The organism is Streptomyces sp. BL1, from assembly GCF_057628045.1.
Map to the genome: position 1 here is coordinate 7,262,994 of NZ_JBXYWZ010000002.1, position 16,352 is coordinate 7,279,345.

Genomic DNA, 16,352 nt, shown 5'->3' on the forward strand with positions numbered 1-16,352 from the left:
ACCACACGGGGTGGACCACTATCTCAACGCGCTCAGCCCCCTCTGGACGATTCACGAGACGCGAGCGGTGTTGCGGAAAGTGGTCCACCAGACACCCGAATCGGTGACGTTGACGTTGCAGCCGGGCCTCGGCTGGCGTGGTTTTCAGGCAGGTCAATACATTCGTTTCGGCGTGGATGTCGACGGCGTGCGCACATACCGGTGTTTCTCTCTTGCTTCCTCGGCTCATCGACGGGACGGGTTGATCGAGTTCACTGCCAGGGTGAATCCGTCCGGCGTGGTCACGCCGTTCCTCAAGAAGTGTGCTCACCCGGGAATGGTGTTCTTCGTGAGCGAGGCGATGGGGTCGTCCACCCTCGTGCGCCCGCGCCCGGAGCGAATCTTGCTGATCAGCGGTGGAAGCGGGATCACACCGGTGGTCTCCATGCTGCGAACGCTTCGCGACGAGGAATATGCGGGCCGTATCGCCTTGCTGCACTATGGCCGCGTATCACAGCCCATGCCGTACGCGGACGAAGTGGCGATGTACGCGGCACGTGGTGACGCGCTCACCGTGGCAACCCGTACACCCGACGGTGCGCTGCACGGACGCTTCTGTGCCGAGCATCTCAGGGAAGTCGCCGCCGAGTTCGCCGACGCGGAGGCCTATGTGTGGGGGCCGTCGAGCCTTGTTGCGGACGTCCGCGGCCTGTGGGCGTGTCGCGGGATGAGCGACCGCCTCCATACCGAATCCTTCACTTCTCCTGCGGTCGCGACGCGTCCCGACGGCGCCGGTGCGCAGGTGCACTTCGTACGGAGCGGGCTGCGGCGCCCTTCCTCCGGGGTGCCGCTGCTGGAAGAGGCGGAGGCGTGTGGCCTGCGCACATCCGTTGGATGCCGAGCGGGAAGCTGTCTGACGTGCACCGCAACCAAGATCTCGGGGGTCGTCCGGCACCTGCCCACCGGAGAGGTGCTCGACGCGGCCAATCAGGAAATCCAGTTGTGCGTCACCGTCCCATACGGCGACGTCGAAGTGGACCTGTAGTAGGCAGAGAAGAGGAGAGGGTCGCATGGCCACATCCAGGGAACATCCGATTCTCCAGCTCACACCACATCAGGTAGAAGAATTCGGCCGGGAGTTGGATGCCCTCCGCCGGCAGGTTGTGGATGACCTCGGTGCTCCTGACGCCGAGTACATCCGGAGGGTCATGCGTATCCAGGCGCGTGTGGAACTGGCCGGCCGTGGCCTGATGTTCTTCGGTAATTTTCGCCCGGCCTGGGCTGCCGGAGTCGCCTGCCTCTCCCTCGCTCACATCCTGAGTACAGAGGAAATCGGCCACAATGTCCTGCACGGACAGTACAACTGGACGCACGACCCGAGCGTCAGATCCCGGTCGTTCGAGTGGGGTTCCGCGTTCTGCCCCTCCGAGAACTGGCGATACATGCACAACTACCTGCATCACGCCTACACCAACATTCTCGAAAAAGACCCGGACATCGGCTATGGCGTCCTGCGCATGAGCGAGGAACAGCCGTGGCGCCCCTACTGCCTGGGAAACCCGGTCTACTTCCTCTTCCTGATGCTGCTGTTCGACTGGCTCATCGGATTTCACTACGGGGAAATGACCCGATGCCTCCAAGGTGAGGAGCGGTGGTCGGACAGCCGCGAAGTCGCGCGACGGGTCAGGCGCAAGGTATCTCAGACGGTGCTGCGGGAAACCTTCTTGTATCCAGGGCTTACCGGGAAGCAGTTCCGCTCCACTCTGGTGGGGAACGTCCTCGCTGTCGTCCTCAACAACATCTGGGCCTCGTCGATCATCTTCTGCGGCCACTTTCCCGCCGGGACGGTGATGTTCACAGAAGAGGAGGCTGAAAGTGAGAGCCGTGGCCATTGGTATTATCGCCAGCTGATGGGAACTGCGAACATCTCCGGAGGGAGGGTGTTCCACGTTCTGAGCGGGCATCTCGGATATCAGATTGAGCATCACCTGTTCCCCGACATCCCGTCACGACGCTACCCGCAGATCGCGTGCCACGTCCGTGCAGTCTGCGAGTCGTACGGGCTGCCTTACAACACCGGGAAGCTTCACCATCAGCTCGGGAGCGTCTGGCGGACGATTCTCCAGCTCGCACTGCCTCCTGGCGCCTTCGCGAGGAGCGGGTCGGGGGACGTGCCGTCCCGGACTGCTCGCGGGGCTCCTGATGTGCGGTCGGCGGCCGGGGCGCCGACCGCACAGAAGCGAATCCGCCGTGCTGTCAGGTGCATTGCAGTGCCGGCGGTCTGCGTCCTCGGCGTGCTGGCCTGGAGAACACGGCGTTCGGCTTGAGAAGGAGCAATGTCGCCTGTAATGCGGATGGCCCGGGGCGTCATGCGGTCGCTGTGTCGTTGGTGCGGTCAAGATGATCTATGTGACCGAGAACCTCCACGCGTCTGCTGCACTCTCGCGGCGCGATACCCCCGCACCCTGCTCCCACCTTGCGGCTGTGGCCTCCTACCGTCCGGCACGCAGCGTGGAGAGCAGCGAGCTCGCCTCGCGCTGGGCGGTGGACGCGGAGTGGGTCGAGCGACGTGTCGGCGTCCGCAGACGTGGTGTGGCTGACGCGGGCGAATCGGTGTGTGCGATGGCCTCGGCCGCCGCGCGTAAGGCGCTCTCCGAGAGCGGTGTGACAGCGAATCAAGTGGACGCGGTCGTGGTCGCCAGCTGTTCCGCGCCGTCTCCGATGCCCAGCACCGCCGCATGGGTGGCTGCCGAGCTCGGTCTCGGCTCACCCGGCGTCTTCGACCTCAACGCAGCCTGCGGCGGGTTCTGTTACGCGCTCGCGGTGGCCGACGGGCTCATCAAGGCGGGCACCGCGCACCGCATGCTGGTGGTCGGAGCGGAGCGGATGACCGACTGGGTCGATCCGGGGGACCGGGACACGGCCCCGGTGTTCGCGGACGGTGCCGGTGCCGCGCTGGTGACGCGCGCGGAGCGCCCCGGGATTCACCCGACGGTGTGGGGGAGCGACGGGACCCGGGCCGGGTTGATCACCATCCCGGCGGGCGAGGGACAGCTGCGAATGGAGGGCCGGGCCGTCTACCGCTGGGCTCTGGACTCGCTGGCCGATGTCGCGCGGCAGGCCTGCCGGCGGGCCGGGCTCCAGCCAGGCGACCTCAAGGGGTTCGTGCCGCACCAGGCCAACCTGCGCATGATCGAAGCCATTGCAGGACAGCTCGGCGCGGAACAGGCAGTAGTGGCACGGGACATCACGGAGGCCGGCAACACCTCTGCCGCCTCCGTACCCATGGCACTGGACGCGTTGCGTCGGGGCGGGGAGCTCGCGCCGGGAGACCCTGTCCTGCTGCTCGGCTTCGGCGCCGGACTGAGCTACGCGGCCCAAGTCGTCAACTGCCCGTGAAACCGCCGCTCTCCAGCCGCCAGGGTGCTGCTCGCTGCGCGGAGGCGAGGCTTCCCGCAGCGAGGATGCCGCTTCCCGCACCGACGCCACACCTTGGGATTCTCTTCGGACGTGGTGAGCATGTCGCCCGCTGCTTCGGGTGAATTGTCCGGAAGGGTGGCGTACAGCCGTCATCGAGCGGTCGTCCGTCCCCTGACCTGGGGCCTGTCGGCTGCCGAACCCTGCAGCGCGCCCCCACCGAATGGAGCCCGGCAGTGTCCGAACTCGCCCACCCCCGTGCCGTCATGGGCGCACGACATGCAGGGCGGACCCCGTTCGCCGGGACCCCGGCTGGTGCCCACACGCTGCGGGAGGTGGCGGCCGGTGAACGCGCGCGCTGAGGTGGCCGTCACCGGGCTCGGCCTCGTCACCCCCGCCGGAACGGACGAGGACACAGTCTGGTCGACGATGAACGCAGGCCGCTCCCTCGCCACCACCGACCCGGAACTCGAGGGGCTGCCCGTCGACTTCTCCTGCCGTGTCCAGGACTTCGGCCCGGCAGGGGAACTGGGAAGACGGCTGGCCCGGCGCTTGGACCGCTTCCAGCAGATGGGGCTGGTGGCGGCCCGCCGGGCGCTGCGTGACGCCGGCCTGGCGCCATTGAGCGGCCGGTTCGCGCAGCGGGTCGGGGTGGTGTTGGGAGTGGGCAGCAACAGCCTGGAGACGTACGTCGCGGAGTTCGGGCACCTGGGGGGCGGGCGGGCCGCCCGGGTCTCGCCCCTGGCGCTGCCGCGCAGTATCCCCAGCATGGCGGCAGGCGAGGTGGCCATCGACACCGGCGCCCGCGGCCCCAACTTCACCGTCTCCAGCGCCTGCGCGAGCGGTGCCACAGCGCTCGGGGTGGCACGGGACATGCTGCTGGCGGGACGGTGTGACGTGGTGCTGGCGGGTGGCAGCGAGTCGGCCCGTTCACGGATGACCGCCACCTGTTTCGCGCAGCTGCGTGCGCTCTCCTCCCGTACCGGCGAACCGCACCTGGCCTCCCGCCCCTTCGACACTGAGCGGGACGGGTTCGTCCTCAGCGAGGGCGCGGCTGTCCTCGTCCTGGAGAAGGCCGCGCACGCACGCGGGCGGCGGGCACGCATCCGCTCGTTGCTGTGCGGGTACGGTGCTTCGGCCGACGCCCATCACCCGGTGGCACCGGCGCCGGAGGGTGCGCAGGCGGAGGCGGCCATGCGAGCCGCACTGGCGGACGCGGAATGCGCACCCGGAGACATCGGACACGTCAACGCCCATGGAACGTCGACCCCGGTGGGCGATGCGGCCGAGGCCCAGGCACTGCACCGGCTCTACGGGGGCAGCCCTCCGCCCGTCGCCGCTCCCAAGAGCGTGCTGGGGCATTCCCTCGGTGCGGCGGGCGCGATCGAGGCGGCGCTGACTGTGCTGGCGCTGGAGCGGCAGGAGATTCCACCGCAGGCCAACTTGCAGCAGCAGGAGACGGGGTGGGAGCTGGACTTCGCCCGCGACCGGCCCCGTCGGGTCTCCTTCGACGCGGCGCTGTCCTCCTCCTTCGGCTTCGGGGGCCAGAACGCCGCACTCGTCCTGGCCGCGGGCTGACCCTGCTCGCCGTGGGGCTGCTGTGTTCCGGCGGTGCAACTCGCGCACGGCGTCGTTGTGGGAAGTGGGCAGGTTTTCCCGGTCAGGAGATTGATCTCCACGTGCGTCTGTGCCGTCAGGCGGAGCGGCAGGTGCCGTGCTCACCGCACGTCGGGCGGGAATCGCCACCCGTCCGCAGCTTCCTGCACCCGTGCGGCAAAGGCCCTGCGGTTCTCGCCGGACCGCGGGAGAATCCGGGGGAGTACATGGATCTCCAGCGCTGCGTCCCGTGCGGCCAGCACCCGGCGCAGAGCGGCACCGACCGTATCGACGTACGACAGGTCCGTGGCCGGCGCGTGCCTGCCGAGGCGGTAGCGCAGCACCACGGGACGCACCGGTGCCCCGGCGTCGATGGCCGCCTGGAAGAACGCAGAGCGGTAGCGCCCGCCCGCGCTGCCGCACCAGATGGTGCCCTCGGGGAAGAGCCCCACCGTCGTACCCGAGCGCAGAGCCGCCGCCACCTCCCGGACCGCAAGCGGCAGGGACCTCGGAACCGCACGGTCGAAGAGGATGCTGGCGCGTGCCTTGGCCATGATGCCGATCACCGGCCAGGAACTCAGCTCACTCTTGGCGATCAGCCGGGTGGGCGCGACGGTGTTGAGAGCGGCGAAGTCCAGTACGGAGATGTGGTTGCTGACCAGCAACTCCCCGCGGCCCACCGGCGGGAGGGGCGACGCGGCCCCCTCCGGATGATGCACCTCTACCTGCAGGCCCAGGGCTCGCAGCAGGAGCCGGAACATCGGACGCAGCCCCCGGTCTCCACGGCCGAAGAGCACCGAGTCGGCCCAGGCCAGTACGAACGTGGAGGCGAAGGTCACGACAGCGCTTGCCGCCCGCAGCGAGCTCCGAACCGCCCTGACCGAGCCGGGCGTTCCCGTCAGACAGCCGGGACCGCAGGGCGAGACGGGTTTCCACGGGGGTTGGGGCCCCAACGGCGGGTGTCCGGCCGGGATGACGGCCTCGGCCGTGCGCTGAAGTCGGAGGGACGCGGCCGGCGCGGGTGGCGCCGGGACGCCGAGCGGTGATCCTTCAGCGGTGAAGTCCCCACTGGGCGGGGGCTGTTCTTTCCGCTCCCGGAATGTCATCGATGCTCCTGGCGGAACATCGGGGCAGGGGACTGTGAGGACGACAGGTCCATGATCGCAGTGGTCACACCGGAACTGTCGGGCCGCGTCCCCTCACCGGCACAACTGACGTGCCGAGAGGACGGCCGGAGAACACCTATGGCCTACTGCCCAGCGAGCCGGCTGCTTCGCATCGGCTTCCTGGCACCACCGGTGTCGCGTTTTTTCGTCGCGCGGGCCCGGGCGGCAGATCTCACCCGCGTGGGCGTCGCCTGTTGGACGGGAAGGCTTCAAGAGCCGCGCCGGAAGTTCCGATGAGGTAGCGACAGTTCGCGCGATTCGATGGCCGGGGAGCAGCCGTGACCACGCTTTACGAAAAGCTGAAGACCTACCTCGTCGAGGAGTTCGACGTGTCGCCGGAGGAGATCACCCCCGGGGCGACGCTGGAGCAGCTCGAGGTCGACTCGCTCGCCCTGGCGGAGATGTCTGTCATCGTCGAGGACGAGACCGGCCAGCAGCTGGATGACATCGACCCGTCCTGCACCCTGGAACAACTCGTCCGCCGGCTGAGCGAAGAGGCGTCCGCAGCGGCGAGCGCGACCACCTGCTGAGCCCGGTGCCGGGACGGTCGGTTCGTGTCGGCCGTCCCGCCGCTGCATGCCCGCCCCTGCTGCCATGCTGCCCGCCGCCACCGGAAGTTGACGCCTGACCATGCAGACTCAGCCCCGACCTTCCCCCGTACCACCCCCACGCCTGCCGGACGGCGGCCGGTTTCCCGGGCACGGAGAGGAGCCGTGCTCGCCCGACTGCGTCGAGCCTCAACGCACCGTCACGCTGCCGCGGCGTCTCCTGCGCGGCGGCGCATCGTTGGCCGTGCTCGGCTGCCTGCCGGTGCTGCTGTTGCCCGGCTGCGGGCCCCAAACCCGGCGCGGGCAGCGGTTCTTGCAGACCGCGTGCCGACGGATGCTGCGTGCGCTCGGTATCCGGATGACCGTCCGTACGCCGGTCCGGAGCTCGGAGCAGTCCTGTGCGCTCATCGCGCCCGGCAGCCTGGTGGTGAGCAACCACATCTCCTGGCTGGATGTGATCGTCCTCTATGCCCTCCAACCCATGCCGGTGATCGCCAAGGGGGAGGTGAACGGGTGGCCGGTGCTCGGGAAGCTCGGGGACAAGGGCTGTGCGTTCTTCCTTTCCGACGCCAGTCTGCCTGTGCTGCGCACGGTGACCTCGGCCGTGACGGGGGCTCTCCGGGGCGGGACGTCGGTCGTGCTCTTTCCCGAGGGGGGCACCCGATGCGGGGCGGCGGGAGCCCGCTACCACTCCCCAATGTTTCAGGCCGCCATCGGCGCCCAGGCTCCGGTGCAGCCCGTGGTGTTGCGTTACGCCACCCCGGACCGCGATCCGGCCACCGCAGCCTCCTACGAGCTGACGCTGGGCCGGGCCGTCTGGGCCGTGCTCTCCCTGCGGGAGCTGTCGGTGGACGTGCACTTGCTGCCGCCCGTACCGTCCCGCGCCGTCAAGGGCCGGGTACGGCTGGCGCGGGCGGTGCAGGAAGCGGCGGATGCGCTGCGCTTCTGCCCGCGAGAGGAGTTGACTGCCCGGGCGCCGGCGCAGCCCGCTCCCGAGCGGACCAGCGAGCATGAGGAATTCTGAGGTCCTTGTTCCCGCCCCTGGAAAGAGAAAAGGTCCGCCGACTCCGTCCATGGCCCCTCACGCAAGATCGAGGCTAGAGCCGGAGGTACCGAAGGAACAATCCGTCGGATCCCCCGCCCATGGAGTGGAACCCGCACTCGGCCAGCAAGCGGTCACCCTCTTCCTGGGTACGCAGGCGGAACGGGGAGCGTTGATGTGCCAGCACTTCTCCGTCACTCAGAACGGAATAGTCCTTGACGAACCGGCCATTTCCTTCGTCGTGAATTTGCTGTGCGTAGGTGAGCCCGCCGGGCAGCGCCCGGCGATAGGAGTGGTGCCGGCTCTGGACGGACAGCAGGAGCATCCCGCCTGAAGGAAGGGCATCGGCGAGGTTCTTCAAGCCCCTGATGTCTTCGTCTTCCTCCAGTAGATGGCTGCCCAGCCAGATGCGTCCTTCGTCCTGGAGGCCGTACCAGATACCGCCGACGGGGAAGGCCGCATCGACAGCTGACGGCAGCGCCGTCTCGACGATGTCCTGCCCGATGAGTCGCACTCGCCGGCCCAGCCGCTCACGCGCGAGGGCCAGCATGCTCTCGGTGTGATCGATTCCCGTGATCCGGAGGTCGGGCGGGCCGAGCTCCAGCAGCTTCTCGCAGACCAGTCCGGTTCCCACTCCCAACTCCAGCAGATGCCGACGATTTCCTACGTGAGTCAGCAGCTCCTGCGCGAACGCGACGTAATCGTAGTAACCCGACGTCATGATGAGGTCGTAGTAACGAGCAAGCCCCGCATAGGAGTTGGCCATGCACAGCAGCGTATCCAGCGGAACGCTGCCCTTCACACGGCCCCCTGCTTCGCGGGTGACGTGCTGTAGCTGTGTCACACCCGGCGGCGGCAGTGCCGTGCCGCCGATTGCCGTCCGTCCGGGTGAGGTTCCGGTGCGCTTCGTGTTCGTCGGGGAACGGTGGTCGTGTTCCTTCGACCTGAAAGCAGGGGAATCATGCTTCGCACTGTTGCTGTGGCTCTGGCGAGCCTTGGGCTCCTGGGGGCGTTTGCCTCACCCGCCAGTGCCGACCCGGACCCGGTCGGTACCGTCGACTGCCTCTCCCAGTCAGCCGGGGATGTCACCGCGCTCGTGGACCCGGCCGGTCCGGGGGTGCCCCCTGAAGTCCCAGGGGCGCCTTGTCTCGCACCCTGACCTGCGTATCCCACCCCGGAGTGAGTACCGAGTCATGGAAGTGCGAGTGGTGATGTGCCTTGGTGCGGCGTCAGTGTCGTAGCGGGCAGGGGTCGCCACCGCCCGCGTCGCGGTGTGGGCGGTGGCATCGTTTCGGCCGGCGGTCCGGGGCCCGGGTGGGTTCTGCCTGTGACCGCTGTTCACGCCCGGCACAGGGCGGAGTGGCCCGCGAAGCGGAGCAGCGTCTCGTTGGTGCAGAACACGTCGTCGCCGGTAGCTGGCAGCGGTCGCCGACGCGGGCGGTCAGCTCGCGCCGGCCGTGCCAGTCGTTCTCCGCCATCGGGCCCTCGAGGGAGACGACCGGGGAGGCGTCGATGAGCTCGGCCAGGTAGTCGGCCTCCTCGGCGCTAGTCGCCCAAGTCGACCGGGACCGCCTTCACTCCGAAGCCGCGCGCGTCCAGCACCCGGCCCACGTGTTTGACGGTGCGCATCACCACCGCGCGTTCGTGGACCTGGAGCTCCAGCTCGTGCAGCTCGCGGGCCAGATGTACCTCCAGGGCGTGTACGTCCGGGAGGGCGCGGAGCCACATGTCGAGGATCAGGTTGTGCGGGCCCGCGGTGACCGTGCACAGCCGCAGTTCGGGGAGCGTACGCAGGGCGCGGACCGCGGCGTCCAGGTGCTGCGCCGGGACGGCGGCGAAGTAGACCGCGGAGACCGGGAATCCGGACAGCGGCCGGGCGACCGTACAGCGCAGCGAGAGCCGGCCGCTCGCCGAGAGCCCCCGCAGCCGGCGGCGTGCGGTCGCCACGCTGGTGCCGGCCTCGGCGGCCAGTTCGTTCAGCGGCATCCGCCCGTCCCGGCCCAGCGCGACGGCGATCCGCCGGTCCACCGGCGTGAGCGGGCCCGTCGATCCGTGCCGGTCCGGATCGGGCTCCGCCAGCCGGGCCCGCTGGGCCGGATTCAGCGCCCGCAGCCGCCACTTGTTGCCCTCGAAGGGCGCCATGGTGATCACGTGGATGCGGGTGGCGGACACGCCCGGTATCCGGCACACCCGCTCGGACACGTAGTCCACCAGGAGCCCCAGGTCGCGGGCCGCGACGATGGCCAGCAGATCCCGGGAGCCGGAGGTCTGCTTGAGGCTCATCACCTCGGCGTCGTCGGCGAGTTCGCCCGATATCGCGGCCAGCCGCGCCCCGTCGGTGACGATCTCCACGTGCGCGTGCACGGCGTCCGTGTGCGCGGGGGAGAGGTAGGCGTCCACCCAGGCGTACCCGCCCGCGCGCAGCCGCTCCCAGCGGCGCCCGACGGTCACCGGGTCGACGCCCAGCACCGAGCCGAGCAGCGTCCACGGGGCGCGCGGCCGGAGTTGCAGGGCGTGGATCAGCGCCCGGTCCAGTTCGTCCAGATCGCCGGGTACGGCAACCGGGCCCGTGCAGGCGGCCGTCGAGCGAGGCCGCCGGGTGACGGCGGAGTGCGGGCCCGTTCCGGTCGCGGCAGATCCCTGCATTCCCGAGCCCTTTCGCCATCCTGCGCCGGGATGCCTTGTGTTGACGGATTCCGGCGATTTCACTTCGTCGTCATGCGGACAACTGACCGTATCCCCATTCCGGATCCCTACGTGAGGAGACCTCCCGTGACCTCCGCAGCTCCCGCCCCCGCCACCGTCACGCGCCTCATCGGCGCCCGTGTCATCGACGGCACCGGCGCGGGGCCCGTGGACGACCAGGTGCTGCACATCGGGGAGGACGGGACGCTCACCCATGTCGGGCCCGCCGGGCGCGAGCCCGCGCTGCCTGCCGGAGTGCCCACGCTCGACGTGGCGGGCCGCACCGTGCTGCCCGGATTCATCGACACCCACGTGCACTTCGGCGCCGGTACGCCCAACGACCTGGGCCGCCGCTTCCAGGAGGACGCCACCCTGCGGGTGTTCCGTACGGCCGAGCGGATGCGGCTGACGCTGGAGGCGGGGGTCACCACGGCCCGCGACCTGGGCGGCATCCCGGCCGGATTCCGTACCGCACAGGCCGAGGGGATGACGGCGGGCCCGCGGCTGCACACCGCCGTACGCATCATGGGACACACCGGCGGGCACGCCGACTTCAGCACCTCGTGCGGCGTCGACCTCAGCGACGGCATCGGCGAGATAGTGGACACCCCCGACCAGGCCCGTATCGGGGTGCGGCGGCTGCTGCGCGAGGGCGCCGACGTGATCAAGCTGTGCGCCACCGGCGGCATGGGCAGCCCGCACGACCAGCCGGACGACGAGGGCCTGAGCGAGGAGGAGATCCGCGCGGTCGTCGACGAGGCCGCCCGGCACGGCGGCCGCCCCGTCGCCGCGCACGCACAGGGCACGGCGGGCATACTCAACGCCGTCCGCGGCGGCGTCACCAGCGTCGAGCACGGCTACGGACTCGACGCGCAGGCCCGTGAACTGGCGGGCGAACGCGGCACGTTCATCGTCCCCACCCTCTCCACGGTCTTCGACGGAATCGACAAGTCGACCATGGCCCCGTACCACTACGAGAAGAAGATCCGCTGGTCCGGCATCACACAGGAGAACATCGCCGCCGCCATCGCCGACGGCGTCCGCATCGCGATGGGCACCGACGCCGCGATGTGCCCGCACGGCCGCAACCTGCGCGAACTCGGCCACCTCGTACGGCTCGGCATGTCCCCGCTCGCCGCGATCAGCGCCGGCACCCGCGAGGCCGCCGAACTCCTCGGCCTCCAGGACCGGACCGGCACGCTCGAAGCGGGCAAGGACGCCGACCTGGTGGTGTGCGACGTCGACCCGCTCACCGAGATCGAGCTGCTCGGCGACCCCGCGCACGTCGTCGGCGTGCTCCAGCGCGGCACCGTCCGCAAGAACCTGCTGCCCGCCACCCCGGCCGAGTGAGAAGGCGCGCACCATGAAGACGAAGAACAGCGCCAGAGACGCGGCCGCGGCCGAAGCGGCGCCGGGCGGCGGGCTCCTGGACCGGGCACTCGGACTGATCGAGCGTGGCGGCAACCGACTGCCGCACCCCTTCTACCTGTTCACCGTCCTCTTCGCGCTGCTCGCGCTCGCCACCACCGCGCTCGCGGCAGCCGACGTGACCGTACGGGTCCCCGGCGACGACAAGACGCTCCCGGTGCACGGGCTGCTGACCGGTGAGGGGGCCCGCTGGCTGCTCGCCAACCTGATCCCCAACTTCACCGGCTTCCCCTCGCTCGGCACGGTCCTGCTGATGATGATGGCGGTCGGCGTCGCGGAGCGGACCGGGCTGCTGGAGGCGGCCGTCCGGATCTCCATCGCCCGCGCGCCGGCCCGGCTGCTGCCGTACGCGGTGGCGTTCATCGCCTGCCAGGCGCACCTCATGAGCGACATCGCCATCGTCGTCATCCCGCCGCTGGCAGCGCTCGCGTTCAAGGCGGCGGGCCGCAATCCGGTCGCCGGACTCGTCGGCGGCTTCGCCTCGGTGTGCGCGGGCTACGCGGCGGGCTTCACCATCGGCGCGCTGGACGCGCTGTACGTGGGGATCACGGAGAAGGCCGCCGACGTACTGCCCAACGTCGACGGCGTGGCCACCCACATCCTCGTCAACTACTTCTTCACCGCCACCGCCAGTGTCCTTCTCGCACTCCTCGGCGGCTTCCTCACCGACCGTGTCCTGGAGCCGCGGCTGCCCGCCCCCACCGGCGACGGCGTCACCGACCCGGACGTCGAACCGGAGGCGGCGGCCGCCGGGGCCTCGGCCGCGGCGGAGCGGCCGCAGGCGACCACGGAGGTGACGCCGCGTCAGAAGCGGGGCCTGCTCTGCGCGTTGCTCGCGGTCCTCGGGTACGGCGCCGTCGTCCTGACCGCTTGGCTGGTGCCCGGCAGTCCGCTGCGCGGCCCGGGCGGTTCGCTGGTGCCCTCGCCGGTGCTCGACGGGGTGGTGCCGATCCTGTTCGTGGCGTTCCTGCTGGTGGGCGTCGTGTACGGGGTGACGGTGCGCAGCCTCGGGTCGGCGGACGACGTACCGAAGATCATGGCGCAGTCGGTCACGGGGATGTCCGGGTACATCGTGCTGATCTTCATCATCAGCCAGGTCATCGGCCTCTTCGAGTGGTCGAACGCGGGGACGCTGCTGGCGGTCAAGGGCGCGGCGCTGCTCAAGGCCGTCGGACTGACGGGATTCGCCGGGCTGTTGGTGTTCGTCCTGCTGGTGTGCGTGCTGAACCTCTTCATCACCTCCGGGTCCGCGCTGTGGTCCCTCATGGCACCGGTCTTCGTGCCGACGTTCATGCTGCTGGGGCTGGAACCCGCGGTCACGCAGGCGGCGTTCCGGATCGGTGACTCGGCGACTCAGATGATCACGCCGATGAACCCGTACCTTTTCCTCGCTCTCGCGCTGCTGCGGCGGTACGAGCCCTCGGCGCAGTTGGGCACGTTGCTGTCCCGGCTGGCCATCTTCACCGTGCCGTTCCTTGTGGCGTGGCTGACGGTGCTTGGTGTGTTCTACGTGGCGGATCTGCCGTTGGGGCCGGGGGCGGGGATCCACCTCCGGTGAGTCCAGCCCTGCGAGGGGGGCCGGCGGCTGCGGCTCGCGCTGTGGTTTGCGCAGTTCCCCGCGCCCCTTGTTGCGCAGTTCCCCGCGCCCCTGATCCGGGCCGTTCTCCTCGGCCGGGGTTTGCGGGTGCGGCCGCGCTGTGGGTTTGCGCAGTTCCCCGCGCCCCTGTCGGGGCGTGTTCTCCGGCTGGGGGTGCGGGGGTCGTCCCCCGCTGAGTACAGCCCCGCGCCCCTGTCGGGGCGCAAAACGGCCCCCCTCACGTGAAGGGGGGCCGTTTCCGGGGGTGTTGGTCAGCTTGTTGGGGAGGTGATCGACTCGGGGGTTTCTTCCTGGGCCGTCGCGGAGCTCTCGTCGTCGAGGGAGATGTCCTTGGTCTCCTTGCCGAGCAGGAGCGCGATCAGCGTGAGGACGGCCATCGAGGAGAGGTAGACGCCGACCAGCCACGGTGAGCCGTCGGCGGCCTCCCACAGCGCCACCGCGATGAACGGCGCGACGGCCGCGCCGAGGATCGAGGCGACGTTGTACGCGATGCCGGAGCCGGTGTAGCGCACGCTCGTCGGGAAGAGCTCGGGCAGCAGCGCGCCCATCGGGCCGAAGGTCATGCCCATCAGGGTGAAGCCGAGCACCAGCCACAGCACCACGCCGAGCGTGCCCAGGCCGAGCAGCGGCACCCACACGAGGCCGAACACCACGATCGCGGCGGTGATCCAGATCAGGGTGATGCGCCGGCCGTACTTGTCGGCGAGCGGGCCCGAGACGAGGGTGAACACGGCGAAGAACAGCACGCCGAAGATCATCATCAGGACGAACGTGGTGTAGCTGTACCCCAGTCCGGGCACGGGGGCGTCGGTGGCGGCACGCCCGTAGCTCAGCGAGAACGTGGTCATCAGGTAGAAGAGCACGTACGTCGCGAGCATGGCGAAGGTGCCGAGCAGCAGCTGCTTCCAGTTGTTGCTGAAGACGGTGGCCAGCGGCAGCTTCCGCACCTTGCCCGTGTCACGGGTCTTGGTGAAGGTCTCCGACTCGTGGAGGCGCATCCGCACCCACAGGCCGATGACGACCATCACCGCGGAGAACAGGAACGGGATGCGCCAGCCCCAGCTGAGGAAGGCCTCGGAGGGCTGCGAGGGGTCGGCGCCGGCCGCCGACGGCAGCAGGGCGCCGATGAGCAGGAAGAGGCCGTTGCCGAGGATGAAGCCCAGCGGGGCGCCCAGCTGCGGGAACGTGCCGTACAGGGCGCGCTTGCCCTTCGGTGCGTTCTCGGTGGCGACCAGCGCCGCGCCGCTCCACTCGCCGCCGAGCGCGAAGCCCTGCGCGATCCGCATCAGCACCAGCAGCGCGGTGGCGATCCAGCCGGCCTGCGCGTACGTGGGCAGCACGCCGATGAGGAACGTGGCGATGCCCATCGTGAGCAGCGATACCACCAGGGTGCCCTTGCGGCCGAGACGGTCGCCGAGGTGTCCGAAGACGATCGCGCCGATCGGGCGGGCGACCATCGCGGCACCGAATACCGCGAAGGAGGACAGCAGGGCGGTGGTCGGGTCGCTGCTCGGGAAGAAGAGCGCGGGGAAGACCAGTACCGCGGCGGTCGCGTAGACGTAGAAGTCGTAGAACTCGATCGTCGTGCCGATGAGGCTCGCGATGAGCACGCGGGATCGCGGGTTGACGGGTCTCCGGTCTGGGCTGGTGGTTGCTGCGGACATGCCCCCAAAGATCTCATGTATCTCATGCACCGGTCGGCCAATATCACTATGTGAGACATGGGTGGGATGGGCTTGACGAAACGCACGAGGGCTGCCGGTCAGCGCGCCGCCGCCGGCAGCCTCCCCGTACGGTCAACTGACCCGTCGGGCACGGGTGTTACGGCTCCAAGGTCCGGAGACGTGCCGGTCAGGCCACCGGGATGACGTCGCGCCCGTACGCCTCGATCACCGCTTCCTTCGCGTCGTGCATCGCGTACACGGCGACCTGGTCGACGCCCAACTCCCGCAGTGCGCGCAGCTTCTCCACGTGCGCGGAGGGCGGGCCGATCAGGCAGAAGCGGTCCACGATCTCGTCCGGGACGAAGGCTGTGTCCGGGTTTCCGGAGCGGCCGTGGTGGGCGTAGTCGTAGCCGGAACGGGCCTTGATGTAGTCCGTGAGCTCCTGCGGGACCATCGCCGTGTCCTGCCCGTACTTCTCCACCAGGTCCGCGACGTGGTTGCCGACCATGCCGCCGAACCAGCGGCACTGCTCCCGCGCGTGGGCGAGAGCGCCGGGGGAGTCGTCCTCCGTGACGTACGCGGGCGCCGCGACACAGATCTTCACGTCGGACGGGTCGCGGCCCGCCGCCGTCGCCGCGTCCCGTACGGCCTTCACCATCCACTCCGTGAGAAACGGGTCCGCGAGCTGGAGGATGAAGCCGTCCGCCTCCTCGCCGGTCATCTTCAGCGCCTTCGGCCCGTACGCGCCCATCCACACCGGCAGTTCGGCGCCATCGCGCACCCACGGGAACCGGACCACCGTGCCGCCGAGGTCGGCCTCCTCACCGCGGCCCAGCGCGCGGATGACCTTCATCGCCTCGCTGATCCGCGCGAGCGTGTTGGGCTTGCGCCCGGCGACGCGCATCGCGGAGTCGCCGCGGCCGATGCCGCACACGGTCCGGTTGCCGTACATGTCGTTCAGCGTCGCGAACGTGGAGGCGGTGACCTCCCACGTACGTGTCGACGGGTTGGTCACCATCGGGCCGACGGTGAGCCGTTCGGTCTCCGCGAGGATGCGGCTGTAGATGACGAACGGCTCCTGCCACAGCACGCACGAGTCGAACGTCCAGCCGTACGTGAAGCCGGCGTCCTCCGCGCGCTTCATCAGGTCCACGACGCCGGAGGCGGGCGGGTCGGTCTGGAGGACGAGTCCGAAGTCCATGAAGTGCCCCTTCGTTGCGGTGCGGTGCT

Annotated in this window: 13 protein-coding genes and 1 pseudogene; 8 read left to right on the forward strand and 6 right to left on the reverse strand. The window is 69.6% G+C overall.

The genetic code is table 11. The features are described from left to right. Window positions 1–10: 10 nt before the first annotated feature. The 4 genes from AC3AGO_RS31930 to AC3AGO_RS31945 all read left to right on the forward strand — a co-directional run bounded on the left by AC3AGO_RS31930 (window position 11) and on the right by AC3AGO_RS31945 (window position 4,974). Entirely contained in the window at window positions 11–1,024 is a 1,014-nt protein-coding gene (locus AC3AGO_RS31930; RefSeq protein ID WP_487823754.1) for a flavin reductase family protein, read from the forward strand. Between the two features lie 25 nt (window positions 1,025–1,049). Further along, window positions 1,050–2,306 carry a fatty acid desaturase family protein gene (locus AC3AGO_RS31935; RefSeq protein WP_487823755.1) on the forward strand — a complete coding sequence of 419 codons (1,257 nt, stop codon included), beginning with the start codon at window positions 1,050–1,052 and terminating at the stop codon, window positions 2,304–2,306. A gap of 73 nt (window positions 2,307–2,379) precedes the next feature. Then, window positions 2,380–3,378: a beta-ketoacyl-ACP synthase 3 gene (locus AC3AGO_RS31940; RefSeq protein WP_487823756.1), complete on the forward strand. Its 999-nt coding sequence runs from the start codon at window positions 2,380–2,382 to the stop codon at window positions 3,376–3,378. Window positions 3,379–3,741: 363 nt separating this feature from the next. Next, complete coding sequence (locus AC3AGO_RS31945) at window positions 3,742–4,974, forward strand: beta-ketoacyl-[acyl-carrier-protein] synthase family protein (protein ID WP_487823757.1); 1,233 nt, start codon at window positions 3,742–3,744, stop codon at window positions 4,972–4,974. 140 nt (window positions 4,975–5,114) lie between these two features. On the opposite strand, the gene AC3AGO_RS31950 is transcribed toward AC3AGO_RS31945, so the two are convergent. After that, entirely contained in the window at window positions 5,115–5,831 is a 717-nt protein-coding gene (locus AC3AGO_RS31950; RefSeq protein WP_487823758.1) for a lysophospholipid acyltransferase family protein, read from the reverse strand. Window positions 5,832–6,436: 605 nt separating this feature from the next. On the opposite strand from AC3AGO_RS31950, the gene AC3AGO_RS31955 reads away from it, so the two are divergent. Further along, window positions 6,437–6,688, forward strand: coding sequence for an acyl carrier protein (locus tag AC3AGO_RS31955; protein ID WP_487823759.1), 252 nt, complete (start codon window positions 6,437–6,439; stop codon window positions 6,686–6,688). 262 nt (window positions 6,689–6,950) lie between these two features. Continuing rightward, entirely contained in the window at window positions 6,951–7,730 is a 780-nt protein-coding gene (locus AC3AGO_RS31960; protein WP_487824888.1) for a lysophospholipid acyltransferase family protein, read from the forward strand. A gap of 73 nt (window positions 7,731–7,803) precedes the next feature. Here AC3AGO_RS31960 and AC3AGO_RS31965 read toward each other — a convergent pair whose 3' ends face one another. The 3 genes and pseudogenes from AC3AGO_RS31965 to AC3AGO_RS31975 form a co-directional block, all read right to left on the reverse strand. Next, a complete protein-coding gene (locus AC3AGO_RS31965) occupies window positions 7,804–8,514 on the reverse strand; it encodes a class I SAM-dependent DNA methyltransferase (RefSeq protein ID WP_487823760.1) in 711 nt (236 codons plus the stop codon). A 605-nt stretch (window positions 8,515–9,119) separates the two neighbouring features. Further along, window positions 9,120–9,298: pseudogene (gene eno, locus AC3AGO_RS31970) on the reverse strand (phosphopyruvate hydratase); the annotation flags it as partial. Next, the gene (locus AC3AGO_RS31975; RefSeq protein ID WP_487823761.1) at window positions 9,294–10,394 is read right to left on the reverse strand and encodes an Lrp/AsnC family transcriptional regulator; all 1,101 of its coding nucleotides are present in this window, start codon (window positions 10,392–10,394) and stop codon (window positions 9,294–9,296) included. The pseudogene eno and the gene AC3AGO_RS31975, both read right to left, overlap by 5 nt. A gap of 126 nt (window positions 10,395–10,520) precedes the next feature. Here AC3AGO_RS31975 and AC3AGO_RS31980 point away from each other — a divergent pair, with 126 nt between their 5' ends. Together AC3AGO_RS31980 and AC3AGO_RS31985 are read left to right on the forward strand one after the other, a co-directional pair. Further along, window positions 10,521–11,783, forward strand: a complete 1,263-nt coding sequence (locus AC3AGO_RS31980) for a metal-dependent hydrolase family protein (RefSeq protein WP_487823762.1) — start codon at window positions 10,521–10,523, stop codon at window positions 11,781–11,783. A gap of 13 nt (window positions 11,784–11,796) precedes the next feature. Beyond that, on the forward strand, window positions 11,797–13,419 hold the full coding sequence (locus tag AC3AGO_RS31985; RefSeq protein WP_487823763.1) for an AbgT family transporter: 1,623 nt from the start codon (window positions 11,797–11,799) through the stop codon (window positions 13,417–13,419). 290 nt (window positions 13,420–13,709) lie between these two features. On the opposite strand, the gene AC3AGO_RS31990 is transcribed toward AC3AGO_RS31985, so the two are convergent. Both AC3AGO_RS31990 and AC3AGO_RS31995 read right to left on the reverse strand, forming a co-directional pair. Beyond that, window positions 13,710–15,122, reverse strand: a complete 1,413-nt coding sequence (locus AC3AGO_RS31990; protein WP_487823764.1) for an MFS transporter — start codon at window positions 15,120–15,122, stop codon at window positions 13,710–13,712. A gap of 187 nt (window positions 15,123–15,309) precedes the next feature. Next, window positions 15,310–16,323, reverse strand: a complete 1,014-nt coding sequence (locus AC3AGO_RS31995; protein WP_487823765.1) for a TIGR03842 family LLM class F420-dependent oxidoreductase — start codon at window positions 16,321–16,323, stop codon at window positions 15,310–15,312. Between the last annotated feature and the right edge of the window lie 29 nt (window positions 16,324–16,352).

What these genes read in the sequence shown, in the direction of transcription:
- AC3AGO_RS31965 (WP_487823760.1), bottom strand. Translation starts at nt 8,514, where the DNA reads ATGGCCAACTCCTATGCGGGGCTTGCTCGTTACTACGACCTCATCATG.
- AC3AGO_RS31975 (WP_487823761.1), bottom strand. Translation starts at nt 10,394, where the DNA reads ATGCAGGGATCTGCCGCGACCGGAACGGGCCCGCACTCCGCCGTCACC.
- AC3AGO_RS31940 (WP_487823756.1), top strand. Translation starts at nt 2,380, where the DNA reads ATGATCTATGTGACCGAGAACCTCCACGCGTCTGCTGCACTCTCGCGG.
- AC3AGO_RS31935 (WP_487823755.1), top strand. Translation starts at nt 1,050, where the DNA reads ATGGCCACATCCAGGGAACATCCGATTCTCCAGCTCACACCACATCAG.
- AC3AGO_RS31985 (WP_487823763.1), top strand. Translation starts at nt 11,797, where the DNA reads ATGAAGACGAAGAACAGCGCCAGAGACGCGGCCGCGGCCGAAGCGGCG.
- AC3AGO_RS31995 (WP_487823765.1), bottom strand. Translation starts at nt 16,323, where the DNA reads ATGGACTTCGGACTCGTCCTCCAGACCGACCCGCCCGCCTCCGGCGTC.
- AC3AGO_RS31990 (WP_487823764.1), bottom strand. Translation starts at nt 15,122, where the DNA reads ATGTCCGCAGCAACCACCAGCCCAGACCGGAGACCCGTCAACCCGCGA.